This is a genomic window from Candidatus Hakubella thermalkaliphila, from assembly GCF_013281975.1.
Lineage (GTDB): Bacteria > Actinomycetota > Humimicrobiia > Hakubellales > Hakubellaceae > Hakubella > Hakubella thermalkaliphila.
Genome location: NZ_BLRZ01000045.1, coordinates 1 through 14,577, shown reverse-complemented (window position 1 = coordinate 14,577; position 14,577 = coordinate 1). Strand labels below are relative to the sequence as shown.

Here is a 14,577-nt window from a genome sequence, read left to right as displayed (position 1 = left end):
GCTTTCCTGGGACCGAGGGCGGTGCGCTGTCAGCAGAGTCAGCAGAGCGTCCTGAGCCGCTATCCGGTGGCTGTGGCGGGGGTCGTGGGGGGGGTGTGGGGGGGGGGGTGGGCGGGCGGGCGGGGGAGGCGGAGGCCGTCTGTAGGCTGGGTGGGCTGCAATGACTTATGACTTCTTATTGCCATGATTGTAACTGAAAAGGGTTAAAAATAGTAGGTAGAAATTGGGAGAAAAGTGTATTCGCCTATTCTTGGCGTAGAAAATAGATTCCCCTTTTCATAGTTTGAGGGCGCCCAAGCCGCCTTGAAAAATTACGTGGAAATTGGTTCCTCATTTCCATGGTTCGAGGGTGTGTCTCTGGAATGACAAATGAGGCAAAAAGGTGGAAGTTATCTATCTTGCTACTCTGGTGGCGATAAGGAGAAGAGTGGCAGTTAAAGGGGTGCTCCTTGTGGGGAAATAAAGATTGGTCAGGCCCAGAGTAATAGATCTGGTCTTTAGGGTTTGGGCCGCGATCTCTTAGTAGATCCTGGAACCGGGCCGCCCGACTCTCTGTATACTAGTTTCTGATACTCCTCCATTAGCGCTCTGATCACAGGGCCAGGAACTTCCGTTCCTATCTTTATCCCACCTACGGAGGACACTGGCATGATCTCCATAAGGGAGTTGGTCAGAAAGCACTCCTCGGCTTCCAGCAGCTCGGATAAAAAGATCTTCCTCTCTTGCACCGGATGGCCGATGTCCTGGGCTAGCTCCATGACCACGGCTCGAGTAATGCCCGGCAGGAGACCAGTTTCAAGGGAGGGAGTAGCTATTGTCTCTCCCTTAACCATGAAGATATTGCTCATAGCGCCTTCAGCCACCAGACCCTGGTTATTGAGCATGATTCCTTCAAGAGCCCCCTTCTGACGGGCCTCTTCCCGGGCCAGTATATTGTTGAGGAAGTTAAGAGATTTAAAATGGGGGATAGGGCTGCCTTCGTTCTGACGGATATCTACCACCACTGTTTTCATCCCCTGGCCGTAGAGATCAGGGGGATAGGCTTGAAGTTCTCTGACTATTATGAGGAGGTCGGAGTCCGATGGCTCCTCAGAACAGATGTTGGGTGAGGTTTCCTCCTTCCTGGAGAGGACTATCTTGATATAAGCATCAGAAAGAGCGTTTATCTCCAGAAGCTGGAGGGTGGCTTTCTCAATTTCTTGTTCGGAAAAGGCACTCCTCAGGCCGAGAGTTTGGGCCGAGGAAAAGAGACGCTCAAGGTGTCGGTCCAAAAGAAAAGGCTTACCCTGGTAACTTCGCAAAGTCTCAAAAAGACCGAAGCCGTAGAGGAGACCGGCGTCGAGGGCGGAGATAGTGACCTTATCCTTTTCTACGAAATTGCCATTTAGAAAAATCTTGACTGTGGTCATCTTCTGTCACCCCTGTTAGCAACGGAGGTTTGGCTGGTGCTCTACATTTGATCATGGTCTTCAAAAGATATCCACAATTCTGCCAGGCGCTGGTTCCAGCGGTGGTAGTATCTATGCGGTCAATAGAGGTACTTTGCCCTCGGATTTATCTTGCTCAACCCTGCGATACCGCCTCCATAAGCGCCCTGGCCTTGTCCAGGGTCTCCTGATACTCGGCTTCCGGATCGGAGTCGGCCACGATCCCTCCGCCTGCCTGGAAGTAGGCCCTGTTCTCTTTGATAATAAAGGTTCTGATGACTATGTTCAGGTCCATCTGGCCGCCAAAGTCCAAATAGCCGATGGCTCCAGTATAAACACTCCTCCTGGTGGGCTCCAGCTCATCGATGATTTCCATGGCTCTTACTTTCGGCGCGCCGGTAATGGACCCTCCGGGGAAGCAGGCCTTTACTATATCTACATTGTCTTTATCGGGAGGCACCGTTCCTTTTATGGTGGATACCAGATGGAAGACGGTGGGATACTCTTCTATGGTCAAAAGCTCAGGGACATGGACGGATCCGTACTGGCAGACCCGTCCCAGGTCGTTTCTCTCCAGGTCCACAATCATGATGTTTTCTGCCCGATCCTTGGAGCTGGAAAGGAGCTCCTGAGCCAGGTGCCGGTCTTCGTCGGGGGTTCTTCCCCGAGGGCGGGTACCCTTGATGGGTCTGGTCTCCACCACATTGCCGGATCTCCTCAGGAATCTCTCTGGAGAGGAACTGGCCACCGCCACCCCCTCGAAATTGAGGAAAGCAGCAAAAGGGGCCGGGTTTATGGTCCGTAGTCTTTTATAGAGCTGGAAGGGAGGAATGGCTATCTCGGATTCAAATCTCTGGGAGAGATTAACCTGGAAGATATCTCCGGCAAATATGTAATCAATGGCCTTTTTGATGGCCTTGAGGTAATCCTCCTTGTCGAAGTTAGAGTAGATGATACATTTTTTTCTATCTTGGTCCTTCCAGAGCTCCCTCCTCCGGGCCCGGACCAGAGTTTGCGAGTATGCATCGGCAGGGTGTGAAGTTTCCTCTCCGGCCCATTCTGAGGCTCCCCTCTCTCTATTTCGGAAATTCTTAACTTCTCCCTCCCGGCTTGCTCTCCTTTGATATTGGTGGCGGCACAAGTATTGGCCATGGGACGGGAGGATCCCCCCAGCTCCCTCTGGTGCCCCTTCCGCCACAACTGGAGCCGCGGAGACTCTGCTTCCCTTCTTTTTATATATCTCCTGCAGAAGATCCTGGATCTCCCACACTTTTCTTGCACTCGCCCAAGGGTAGAAACCCTGATCCTCTACAAAGCCACAACAGGAAACATAGATAACTTTTTGAAGGTGGTCCAGGGCGATGGTTGTATCGTAGAAACAGAAATAGCTATCATATATGTTCAGGTCATCGAGGCTCTGGGATGGAAGCTCCTCCACAAAATGACACAAGTCATAGCTGAAGTAACCTACTGCTCCCGATGAGAAGGGAGGCCCTTCCACTGGGCGCCGGTGTGCGTATTGCTTCAGTAACCTTTTCAGAACCTCAAAAGGATTTCCCTCCAACCTCTCGCTCTTTCCCGCCCGGAGGATTTCTATCCTCTCACCCTTGCTTCTCATGACCAGGAAGGGGTTAGCTCCCATAAAGGAAAAACGCCCCAGTTTTTGGGCATCCATTCCGCTGTCTAACCAGAAGCTGTGAGGCTGATCTGCAAGATGTTCATAGACGTCGGAGGCCTCTAGAGGCAGATCTAGCTTCTTTATGAAGGGTTTCATGGAAAAATTCCTCCATTGCTGAACCTGGACTTTTGGTGAAGAATTTGACCGGGAAAGGACTCACACTGCTGTGAAATGGTCATGTCAGGGTACAGTCTCTTCTCTAAAAGAAAGGGCATCCAGCAAGACCAAAAAATTCCTGCTGGATGCCCTTTCGAGTTGACATACAGGCTTTCCTGGTTAGATTCTATAATATTTAGATATGAGGCGCAAGAGAGCGTGGAGCCCAGACACTTAATAGTACCTGACGGGCTGGAGCATTCCTGAGATGCGCAAATAAAAACCCCGCCCTTTGAGGGGCGGGGTTTTTATTGGCCTTCGATTCAGAAAAAATCATTCAATAATGACGACGTTTTCTGCCTGCTTGCCTTTGGCTCCTTCGACTACATCAAACGATACCTTCTGACCTTCGCTCAGAGAGCGATAGCCAGATCCCTGAATGGCTGAGTAGTGAACGAAGACATCCTCTCCGTCGGGCCTCTCGATGAAGCCGTAGCCCTTTTCGTTGCTGAACCACTTTACTTTTCCTTCTGACACTTACTTACCCTCCCTACTTAAAAACATTACTTATGCCCCAGGGGGCACAGGCAACACTATAGCACATTTTAGACAAAAGTCAAAGGCCTCAAGGACTCTTTGCATCACTCATAATTTTATTCCTCTTTCTTGCGCTGCTATCAGTTACACAGAGAAAGTTAGGGGTATAAGTTTTGGCGGAACTGCAAAAACCAGATTTTGGGTCAATTTGCCGTCCGATTTAGATTCGGAGGATTGGGCCAAATACTGAAATTTGGCCCTTTTTGCAGGGACGCCAGTTATGGGTATCGAAATAAAAGATCTCACCTACTTCTACCCCGGCGCTGAACTCCCGGCTCTCCAGGACATAAACCTGAGCATTGGAGATGGAGAGTTCTGTTTTGTGGGCTAGTTTTTCTGATACTCAAGAAGTGATTATCCCGATATCGGGGCGTATTAGAGGCAGAACCCTGGAATGGTAGATAAAGAAACTTATTGACTAATTTTACAATTAACATTACAGTTAACTGTGGTGATGAAAATGTCCAAAATAGTACCTATCTCAGAGGCCAGGGCCAGGCTTACCCAACTGGTCAAGGAAGTCCGTGAAGGAGGCGAACCCATAATAATTACCCAGAGATCTCATGCCGATGCAGTCATTGTCAACTGGAAGCAATACGAGAAGTTGATGGAAAGGCTCCATATATTGGAGGATCTGGAGAGATTACAGGATTCGGTGGTCGCCGAGAGGAGCTCTGGGCTTAAAGAGGCTATAGAGTACAAAAGTTATTCCAGGAAAGAAGAGCTAACAGAGCGGGGAAAGGATCTGGCACAAGTAGTGGAGTTTTTGAGGAAAGATGAAACTATAATAGCTGCCTACCTTTTCGGCTCTTATGCAACGGCGAGAGAGAACCCCCTTAGCGATTTAGATATAGCCGTACTTCTAGACTCTCGCTTTCCCTCATCCTCGTATCTGGACAAACAGATAGAACTGTTGACCTATCTGAGTCAGATCAGGGGGACGGACCGGGTTGACGTAGTAATTCTCAACCGGGCCTCGCCCCTTTTAGCCCACCGTATCTTGAGGGATGGGCGTCTACTTTTTTCTAAGGATGAGAGCCAGAGGATCTACTCTCAGACCAGAGCCATCGATCTCTACCTGGACATGGAGCCTGCTCGCCGCGAAAGCGACCGCCAGCTTATCCAACGTATAAAGGAGGGTCAATTTGGCTATAGATAGTCAAGTTGTCAAAGCCAGGTTAAGGCGGCTGGAGAAATGTCTTAAGAAACTTACAGCTCTGGCAGCCACTAAGTATGAGGATTTCGCCGCTGATGAGAATCTGCAGGACAGAGCCGAGAGAAACTTTCAAATAGCCATCGAGTGCTGTCTGGATATAGGAACTCATATCATTGCTGCTCTCAATCTAGGAGACATTCTAGCCTATGCTGATGTGTTTCGAATATTGGGGGAGAAGGAGATACTCCCCCGTGACTTTGCCGAAAAGATAGAGAAGATGGCTGGTTTCCGCAATGTCCTGGTACACGACTATCTGGAGATAGACACGAAGAAGGTGCACCATTACCTCCAACAAGTGGATGATTTCCGAAAGTTTGCCGGACATGTTCTTGATTTTCTTGAGAAAAGAGGAGAGATCTAACCCTTCCCGATGGCCCGCTGGCAGCGCTTCTTATCTGAGACAATTATGGCGGAAATGGATCAGGAAACCAGAGGATCAGGCAATGATTCTAAACTTTTCTTTACCCCTTTCCAGATCCGGACGGGGCGAGAGATTGTTTCCCTGGATAACAATATATCTTTTTCTCTCCAAAAACTCCTCTATTTCTTCCCTGATAATCCGGCGAGTCTTCTCTCCGGGAAGAGGAGCAGTAAGCAGTCCTATGATAGTTCCCACAATAAAGCCAGCCACAAATCCCCTTAACATTTTCGAATAAGGCCTCCCTTGAAAATAACCCAATTTTCACGTGATGTGGTGCGCCGCGGTGCATGGGCGATTCCCTTTCTTTTCATATTCTACCACTTGGGATAGAATTTATTAAAGAGTGCTAAATACCTTAACCCTACAACGTCATTTACCTGAATACCTACAATATGTTGTGGCTCAATTAAAGAAATTGCCCTACATATTGAACCAAGATTCTTAAGTATCGCTGTAGGGTTAAGTTAAACATTAGTTATCGATGTTGTGCTATGTAACATCTATTTATCTAGAATTTCAGCATCTTTGGCTGAAGCAGGGGAGCCAGAAGCATAACAATAAAGGCCAGGGGGGCTAGAAGCATAGCCATCAGGAGCAAAGGACCCGGGATGTCTGAAGAACTTGCTACCACCTACCGTCTCTATCTGGGTAAGGCTCAGGAAGAGATGGAGTACATCCGCCAGGAATTGGAGGCTTGCCAGAGATGCGGCCTCGAAGTGAGCAAGGATGCTAAAGTCATGGGATCAGGCTTCCCTCTGTCCGACATTATGCTGGTGAAGAGCCGTCTCTTTCAAGAAGAAACAGAAAGAGGAGTGGCCTTTTACGGGGAGGCGGCCGAGGTAGTGGAGAAGGCCTGTCAGGCTCTGGATCATCTCAAATTTGAGTACCTTTACGGAACAAATGCTATCAAGTGTCATCTCATCTCCTCTGGTCCCTCTATGTTCCCCGATCCCTCTATCAGAAAAAACTGCAGCCTCTTTCTGAAGATGGAGATACTCACCTGTCAGCCCAGATTTATTCTGGCCCTGGGGCAGGAAGCGGTAGAAGTTTTGAACCTCATATCTCCTGCTCTGGGAGACCGGCTGGAGTTCCAACCCGGAGCCATCTTCAACTACCGGCCCAAGACCAGGGCCCTGGTTACTTATGATCTTCTGGATTCTCTGGAAGATATGGAGAAGAAAAAACAACTTTGGGCAGATCTTAGAAAGCTCAACTCCATCTACGGAGATTGCCTGAGTCAAAGGGTTCGATCAGAAAGCATCTTGAAAAGATCGTAGTAATTTCATACAATAGAGATAATTTTTCAAGAGTAGTGTTATCTAGTTGTCTCGTAGAACAACAACACTCCTTGTGTTCACCGTTCCTCCCTTGCTCCCCTGGCGGTGGACAAAAAATAAGCGGGCGTCGGGCATTATCAGTAAAAAGGAAAACTAATGCTCAAGAGTAAATCTCTCCAACAGATTGCCCTTTCTTCCCTGGCCAACTTCACCCTGTCCACATATGAATGCCACATAAAAATGTTGCAAGACTCTTACCTCCCCCTCTATGAAGGGTCCATGCTCCGGGGGGCCTTTGGCGGTATATTGAGGGGGATCTGCTGTGCGGGAAGGCTTAGCGCTCCTTGCTCGGAGTGCCCTTTGGTCCATAGCTGTGCCTACGCCTACATTTTTGAGACCTCTCCTCAAGAAGATGCCACCTACTTCAGTTTCAATAAGCAGGTCCCCCGCCCCTATATCTTCGAGCCTCCTGATGATGGTAAGACGGATTATGCGGCAGGAGAAACTTTCACTTTCCGCTTTATCCTTATCGGCAATGCCCGCAAGTTCATCCCCTACTTCATCTACTCCTTCCATGAACTGGGTAAAGTGGGCATAACCAGACGCGGGCATAAGTTCTTTCTAGATTCCATTTACGTCTTAAATGAGCTGGATGGAAATAGAGAACAGGTTTTCTCGGGTAAAGAGAGCCTGGTTTACAATGTGGACTATCCCATCACTGTGGAACAGATACAGCATCGTGCTGAGCAAATGGGAGGTGTAGGTAGCCTTACCTTGCGTTTTATCACCCCCCTCAGGCTCAAATGCCAGAGCCAGCTCCAGCTCAGGACCGTTCCCCTTTCCTGCCTTCTTCAAAACCTGTCCATAAAAACTCAGATGCTGAATATCTTCCATTGCCAGGGACAATTCTCCGAGTCGCTTCGGGATTTAGTTAAGGAGGCTCAGGAAATAGAGCCGATAGCTCAGGATTTGCGTTGGCGCAGGTTGGAAAGATACTCCTTGCGCAGGCAGCAATCCGACACTCTATCTGGGTTGGTGGGGACCATAACCTATAAAGCTCCTAAAGGCGAGCTGGCCAGATACCTTCCCCTGCTGATATTGGGGCAGTTTATCCATGTGGGAGGTAAGACTGTTTTTGGGTTGGGGAAGTATGTGGTGGAGGTTTGACGGAGTTCGGAAAGTATGTAGGGAAGGTTTGTGGTCACGAAAGTCCCCAAAAGTTCTAAAGGGACATTTTGCAGCAAATTTTTGGTAGAGTGACCTTAACTGTCACCCTACCAAGATATACTTAGACTTATTAATTAAACGTGGCGTAAGAGCTTGCCTACTACTCTAGAGATGCTGCGGATGCTAAAGGGAGTGATATGCAAAATAATGAAAGGCAACTGGTGGAAGTAGATAGAAATGAGAGATTCAAGATTGAATGTGCGACTAACCATTCCGGAAGGATATGCCAATGAATGAAAAGTTAGTTACAGAACTAGTCTCACAAGGGGAAGGGCCAAATGTTGAGTTCAAAGAGAAGTACAGCTCTCGCCTCCTTGAAACTCTTGTAGCTTTCGTCAACACAGCAGGCGGCCATATTCTGGTAGGTGTGGACAACCGAGGACGGATAAAGGGTTTGTTTGATCCCAAGGCTACTGCCGAGAGCATCCTCAGTGCCTGTCGTGAAGCTATAAGTCCCGCAGTTCAGCCTACAGTTGATATTGTCTCTCTGGAAGGGAAGGCTTTAGTGCTAGTAAGCGTCGAACGCACAGGGCGAATGCATGTCAAAGGTGGAACGGTTTTCATACGGCATGGACGGCAGACACGGCGAGCCACTGCAGAAGAGATCCGCTATCTCACACTGGAGGAAAGCCCCGAGGTCTTCGAACGACAGCCGGTTCGGGAAGCCTCCCTTCGGGATTTAGATGAGGAGGCACTGAGGGTCTACTTTGAAGAACGGGCACCAGGTGTAGAGGGCAAGAATCACATTAAGCTGACTGAGTTAACTGTTGGCCAAAGCCTGGCTGTCCGATATAACGGTGAAGTGGTGCCAACGGTAGCCGGGTTGATGCACTTTGGAAGAAACCCTCAGCAGTTTAATACTAACTGGGGTATAACGGCGCTACGTGTCAGAGGACAGGATTTGGCTGATCCCATTATCGATCGCAAAGAATTGGCTGGTACGGCAAGTGAGTTAATCGAGAAAGGACGGCTATTTGTGGCTGGTCATATGCACATTGGGTACGAGTTTGAGGAGAACGGAGTAACTCGTCGGGATATCCCAGAGTACCCGATGGACGCCGTGCGCGAGGTCTTGGCCAATGCTGTGGCTCACCGAGACTACAGTGTCAATGAGCGAGTGCAACTACGCCTTTTTGATGATTGTTTGGAAGTACAAAATCCAGGTTCGCTGCTCCCTGGATTAACTCTAGAAATGGTGCTGCGGGGAGGTGTGCCGCGACGCCGCAATACCGTCATTTCTCAGATTCTACGCGAAAAGGGATATGTGGAGGAAGTAGGCCGTGGTTTAGTTTTTATTCACAGGAGAATGCGCGAGATCGGCGCTGGAGATCCCCAGTTTGAAGCCACACCCTCCCATTTTATCGTTAATTTGCCCTCTCGACATCGGACACTGTGAGCTAAAGAGAGTTTCCGGACTGCGCCATAGTTTTATAGGAAAGATAGATTTGCAAAAAGCGAGATTTCAAGTAATTCTCATTACGGGGGCCCGTTACCCGCGAACCATGAGAATGGGAATCTGTTTTCAAGGTAATACTCATTAAGGGGGTCTCACCCACGAAATATTGGGTTTTCCAAAGTACGATTTTTGAATATTATACATCTAAAGAGAACGATGGGAAAACTTAAGACACACCCGTCATACTTCCAGGAAAAGTAATTATTGTTGCCCAAAACTACGAACAGGAGTCCGTCATGACCTACAGACAAGCCGCCCTTTCCATTCTGAAATCCAGAGGCCAGCCCATGTCTCTTGAGGAGCTGGCCCAGAAGATTCTGGAAATCAAACCGAGTCGGTCCAAAAATCCCATAGCCATGGTGCAGCAGGCTCTCCGCGAACGGGAGTTCTTGCGCTTCCCAGATGGCAAATGGGGGCTGGAGACCTGGGTCTTAAATGGGTCGGTCTTTCGCATCGTACCCACAGAAGAGGAGCTGGAGCCAGGAGAACTTATTATCAGCCATGACCTCCTTTGCTTCTTCTTCCATCTTCTAAGGGAACAGAAAAGAGCAGATGATGGGCCATGTGTTTTGTTAGAGGGCTGGGACAAACCTCTGGTGATAGCGCTGGGCGACTACGGACTGCTTAACGCCCGTATCCTGGGAGTGGATAAGTGGTTCCGACATAGCGGATTTGAGGCAGGAGACAGCATTCTGGTAAAAGTTCGGGACGCTGAGGAGGGCCGATTTGCCTTCCAGAGAGAGCCCAGGGGTGAGCGAAAGGAAGATCTAATCCAGCAGCTCAACCAGGAGTTTGCGGATCTGGCCTATAAGTTTATGGGTGGGAGCAACTATCTCTCTAGTTTTGGTAACATCATTCCTCTGGCCCTGGCGGCAAAGCCCCATCTGGCTCAATATCCTCCCGATCCCTACTATGACATTCTCCTGAGAGACCGCCGTTTTCAGATCGAGCCCGAATTGCCAGGGCTCATCAGGCGGAGCAACGCCCCTATCCTGCCCAGACGAGACCTCACTCCTGAACAAGAGTTGGAGCTGGAAGATTGGGAGGCAAGGGAGCGGTTAAAGGCTATCTTTGTAGGGAAGGATCCTGCCCGCATCCCGGACTACCTGGATTTCCTCTCCGAGTACATGTTATATAGCTCTCCTGATGATCCAGAGCTGACTGATCTGGTGCACTCTTTTCCTCTAAGAGCGGAGAGGCTTTTTCGGGAGCTTCTGGTTCAGGAGCCAGATAACATGGATGCCTTTGTGCGCCTGGTCTTTTTATTGCAATCCCAGGGCCGACACCAGGAGGCCTGGAGGGAGATTCAAGAGCGTCTGAAGCTGGCTCCTCAGGAAGCCTTGGTGCATTATGTACATGCTGTCACTTTAAGGAGAGAGGGAGATAAAAGAGGAGCCTTAGACGCTTTCCGCAAAGCTCTGGCCCTGGATTCCGAAAATCCGGGGTTTCACCTGGCGATCCGGGAGTTGGAACAGGAGCTTGAGGAAGAGCGCAAAGAAAGCAGGCAGGTGGGCCGCAATGACCCCTGTCCCTGCGGGAGTGGCAAGAAATATAAGCGCTGCTGCCTACTTGTGGATCAGGAGGTTAGATCTCTTCGGGAGGCCACAGACAGGGCTATAGCTAAGCTGGGGCAGTTTGCTTACAGTCCAAGATTTCATGAAGATCTGGATGAGGCTTTTTATCTTTTCTGGGCCGAAGAGTATGAGCCAGATGAACTGCCCGGGCTTTCTGAAGCTGAGCAAGTTCGTTTTGCCGAATGGTATCTCTTTGACTTCCCTCTCGGAGAGGGTGGAACAATAGTTGAGAAATACCTTGAGGAACAGGGATATGGCCTCTCTTCTTTAGAAAGAAGGGCGCTGGAAGACAGACTTGGCTCCAGTATGGCCCTTTATGAGGTGGTTGAAGTAGAACCTGGCCGGGGTCTGCGCGTGAGGGACGTTTTCTCCGGAGAAGAGCAAGAGGTTAAAGAGAAAAAGGGCTCCCAGGCCCTGGTTAAATGGGATTTGATTCTGACCAGGATTGTTCCCATGGGAAATTACCACGTTATCTGTGGTGCCATTTACTTCTTTCCCGTTCGTTTTAAGGATGAAGTACTGGACTTTGCCAAAAAGGAATTGAGCAAGCTCCGGCGTAAGCACAAAGGAGCTAGCTGGGAGGATTTATTTAAGGAAAGGGGCTACCGGTTTAACCATCTGTGGATGGCCATCGCTGAGGCTCCGACACTTCCTAAGCTGGTCACAGTGGAGAGCCATCCAGTTCTCTTTTCCAAAGCTATATATCGGGTGTATAATGCTGAAGAGGTTCGGAGGCGGCTGGCCCATATTCCAGGTTTTGAGCTGAGTGAGGGGGAAGATTTCGACGAAGAAGAGATTCAGGAGGAGACCCAGTTGTGGCGGGAAGCGGCAGAAAGAGATGAGGGGGACGGAAGAAGAAAGTTTGCTCAAGATGAGGTCACCTACGACTGGCTGGTCCCCCGTAAACCCGGAGAGGGGTATTTTGGGACTGAACACCCCAAGATTATGGGCTACGTGGTATTGAAGAGCTCTCGCCTGGCGCTGGAATGTATGTCTAAAGAGCGCCTGGAGCAGGGCAAAGCTCTGCTGGAGCACCATCTTGGTGAATACATCGAACACCTGGCTGACTCCTTTCAAGATGTGGACGCGGCCAGGGAGGAGTGGGAGGAGAAGCAGGAGAAGCAGGAGAAGCAGGAAAAGGAGGGCCCCAGGCCATCCAAATCAAAAGATGTATCTCCTGAGGTTCAACAGGAGCTCCGTCGCATTATGGAGGAGCACCACCAGAAGTGGATAGACCAACCAGTTCCCGCTCTTGGGGGTAAGACCCCTCGGGAGGCGGTCAGGAGCAAGAGGGGTAAGAAGAAGGTAGAGGAGCTTTTGAAGTTCTTTGAAAATATCGAGGAGAGACGCCGCCGGGCCGGCGAGTCCTGGTATGACGTGAATAAGTTGAGGAAGATGCTGGGGCTGAGAGAGTGAAATTCTGGAGCCATTGGAGCAGGAGATAATATGGAATGGATCTGATAATCTCCAACTACGGCACCTTCATCCAACTAATCCTGGCCCTCTCCACGGCCATGGATCTGGACGAGAAGGTGAAACTTTACCACGGCTGGCAGGTTGCGGTGTGGGCCTCCAAGATGGCCGAGGAAGCCTTCCCCCAGCAGCTTAGCCAGGTATTTTTATGTTCCACAGGTGAAAGCCTGGTTAGATAATTGCCATTTTGCCTCGTCAGATAGAGAAGTAAGTTTCCCCTCATCTCCTGTCTATTTCTATCATTGGAGGAAGGTGCAAGAAGGAGGCCCAGGAAAAGAAAGCTCAACTAACGCAGAGTTAGCCCATGTTTGCACAATTTTGATATTTAGTTTTGGTTGGACATGAGAAGTTCTTCAAATTCATAAAGAAAGCCTATTTGATTCAAAGTGGAGGACCATGGAGGAGTTGGTAGGTTCATGAAGGAATACTATGGGAGGACCCAGTGTTAAGAAGTAGAGATCTCAGCTCACTTTTAGGAATTGCCCAGGGCATAGTTTCAGCTATGTCCCTCCAGCAAGTGTTGGAGGAGATAGGGGAGACGGCGAACAGAATTCTGAATATAGACGCTAACACTATAAGGCTTTGGGACCGGGCCAGAGATACCCTGGTGTTAAAGTTTGCTTGCGGAACCGATGCTGAGAACAGGCCGCGGGAGCTTGCGGTGGGGGCGGACAGTGTGGCCGCCAGGGTTTTACGCACGGGCAAACCTATTGCTGTTCTGGACATCGCCGAGGAAGCCAGCTACCCTTCAAAAGGGGTAGTGGAAAGGGAAAGCATGACTTCTTTACTTACCGTGCCCCTGAAAGCGGAGGGCGGAGTTATCGGTGTTTTCTCCGTGTACTCCATAGAGAAGCGAAGCTTTTCTGAAGAAGAGGTTGAGATGGCCGGCCTTTTCGCCTCACTGGGTGCTATTGCCATTGAAAGGGCCAGGCTTTTTGAAGAAGTGGAGAGACTTTCGGTAACGGATCCCCTGACTGGCCTTTTTAACCGGCGTTATTTCAATCATATAATGGAACAGGAGAAGCAGAGGGTCAAGCGCTACCATAAACCCTTGAGCCTGCTTTTTGCTGACGTAGATGGTTTGAAGGCCTACAATGACCGTCTGGGCCATCTGGTGGGTGATGAGATCCTGAAGGAAGTAGCTAAGATTTTAAGGAGTAACGTCAGGGCAGCAGATGTGGTTGTCAGGTACGGAGGCGATGAATTTGTGGTCCTCCTGCCCGAAACTGACCAGGAGGAAGCACAGTTGGTCACAGAAAGAATAGAAAGAGCTGTGGAGGTTCGAGGTCTCCAGACTAAGAATAGAATTCAGGTGCGGTCGTCCCGACTATGGACATACGGGGGGCAGTTGAGCTAGATCATCACTCCGCTTGCTTGACGATCTCAGTAGGTCCACCTTAGATCTCACACCTCCTTGGTCACACCAAGTTCAGGTCAGCAGTGACACCAACTCATCCACTCTGTCCTTGGCGACGATCTATTTATGGATGTCAACTACGTGGGTGGCCACCCTGCCAGTTATCTCTGGCTCTATGGACTCTCATCGCCTCATTGCCACGGAATCCCTGGCCAGGTATGGGGCTAATTATTAATTTCCTCGGGGTTCCACGGATGCTACTCTCTCCCCGAGGAGTAAAAACTTTCTTTGGTGTTGTCGGAGTTCAACGACTCTTCCAACAGATTTGTCTTCATTTTAAACCCTGCCAGAACTCATTGTCAAGCTGGCGGGCACTTCAAGAAGCAGCGTTGTCAGCGAGCGATGGTAGGCTACCAGGCACACTCACTCCCTCTTAGGAAGTTTGAAAAGAAATCTCCAGACTGCTATGAAAAATGGCATGTCGAGAACCTGAGGGTAAGAGTTCGACCTTTATACCAGAGCACTCCTCCCACCGCTGATCCAATGAGGATAGCATAGGCCCTGGCCAGATATTTCTTCATCGCCCTGCTCTCTCTAGCTTATCCTTCCCAACGTCCAGCCGTGATAATCAGCTTGATAAGGAGCCCTGCGCTCCCTGGTCTCTGTGACCAGCTTTCTCATATATTCTGGCTTCGCCCCCCCCCCCCCCCCCCCCCCCCCCCACCCCCCCCCCCCACCCCCCCCCCCCCCCCCCCCCCCCCCCCCCCCCCCCCCCCCC

General features: G+C 49.9%; 12 protein-coding genes. 8 read left to right on the top strand and 4 right to left on the bottom strand.

Going from position 1 to position 14,577, the window contains the following annotated elements:
• Nucleotides 1-497: 497 nt before the first annotated feature.
• The 3 genes from HW443_RS05735 to HW443_RS05725 form a co-directional block, all read right to left on the bottom strand.
• Entirely contained in the window at nucleotides 498-1,409 is a 912-nt protein-coding gene (locus HW443_RS05735) for an aminotransferase class IV (protein WP_176235546.1), read from the bottom strand.
• Between the two features lie 154 nt (nucleotides 1,410-1,563).
• Nucleotides 1,564-3,201, bottom strand: coding sequence for an aminodeoxychorismate synthase component I (gene pabB / locus HW443_RS05730; protein ID WP_258188946.1), 1,638 nt, complete (start codon nucleotides 3,199-3,201; stop codon nucleotides 1,564-1,566).
• Between the two features lie 333 nt (nucleotides 3,202-3,534).
• Entirely contained in the window at nucleotides 3,535-3,738 is a 204-nt protein-coding gene (locus HW443_RS05725) for a cold-shock protein (RefSeq protein ID WP_176229496.1), read from the bottom strand.
• A 520-nt stretch (nucleotides 3,739-4,258) separates the two neighbouring features.
• On the opposite strand from HW443_RS05725, the gene mntA reads away from it, so the two are divergent.
• Together mntA and hepT are read left to right on the top strand one after the other, a co-directional pair.
• Nucleotides 4,259-4,957, top strand: coding sequence for a type VII toxin-antitoxin system MntA family adenylyltransferase antitoxin (gene mntA, locus HW443_RS05720; RefSeq protein WP_176227108.1), 699 nt, complete (start codon nucleotides 4,259-4,261; stop codon nucleotides 4,955-4,957).
• The gene (hepT, locus tag HW443_RS05715) at nucleotides 4,944-5,375 is read left to right on the top strand and encodes a type VII toxin-antitoxin system HepT family RNase toxin (protein WP_258187197.1); all 432 of its coding nucleotides are present in this window, start codon (nucleotides 4,944-4,946) and stop codon (nucleotides 5,373-5,375) included. Before mntA ends, hepT begins: the two co-directional genes overlap by 14 nt.
• 75 nt (nucleotides 5,376-5,450) lie before the next feature.
• Here hepT and HW443_RS05710 read toward each other — a convergent pair whose 3' ends face one another.
• A complete protein-coding gene (locus tag HW443_RS05710; RefSeq protein ID WP_176235547.1) occupies nucleotides 5,451-5,660 on the bottom strand; it encodes a YtxH domain-containing protein in 210 nt (69 codons plus the stop codon).
• Between the two features lie 383 nt (nucleotides 5,661-6,043).
• On the opposite strand from HW443_RS05710, the gene HW443_RS05705 reads away from it, so the two are divergent.
• The 6 genes from HW443_RS05705 (at nucleotide 6,044) to HW443_RS05680 (ending at nucleotide 13,799) form a co-directional block, all read left to right on the top strand.
• Nucleotides 6,044-6,712 carry a uracil-DNA glycosylase family protein gene (locus HW443_RS05705; RefSeq protein ID WP_176235548.1) on the top strand — a complete coding sequence of 223 codons (669 nt, stop codon included), beginning with the start codon at nucleotides 6,044-6,046 and terminating at the stop codon, nucleotides 6,710-6,712.
• 156 nt (nucleotides 6,713-6,868) lie between these two features.
• Complete coding sequence (cas6, locus tag HW443_RS05700) at nucleotides 6,869-7,879, top strand: CRISPR system precrRNA processing endoribonuclease RAMP protein Cas6 (protein WP_176231049.1); 1,011 nt, start codon at nucleotides 6,869-6,871, stop codon at nucleotides 7,877-7,879.
• 289 nt (nucleotides 7,880-8,168) lie between these two features.
• Nucleotides 8,169-9,335, top strand: coding sequence for an RNA-binding domain-containing protein (locus HW443_RS05695; protein ID WP_176231048.1), 1,167 nt, complete (start codon nucleotides 8,169-8,171; stop codon nucleotides 9,333-9,335).
• Between the two features lie 296 nt (nucleotides 9,336-9,631).
• Complete coding sequence (locus HW443_RS05690; protein ID WP_176231047.1) at nucleotides 9,632-12,385, top strand: winged helix-turn-helix domain-containing protein; 2,754 nt, start codon at nucleotides 9,632-9,634, stop codon at nucleotides 12,383-12,385.
• A gap of 35 nt (nucleotides 12,386-12,420) precedes the next feature.
• Nucleotides 12,421-12,621 (top strand): hypothetical protein, encoded by a 201-nt coding sequence (locus HW443_RS05685; protein ID WP_176231046.1) that lies wholly within the window; start codon nucleotides 12,421-12,423, stop codon nucleotides 12,619-12,621.
• 263 nt (nucleotides 12,622-12,884) lie between these two features.
• Nucleotides 12,885-13,799 carry a GGDEF domain-containing protein gene (locus HW443_RS05680; protein WP_176237976.1) on the top strand — a complete coding sequence of 305 codons (915 nt, stop codon included), beginning with the start codon at nucleotides 12,885-12,887 and terminating at the stop codon, nucleotides 13,797-13,799.
• The last annotated feature ends 778 nt before the right edge of the window (nucleotides 13,800-14,577 follow it).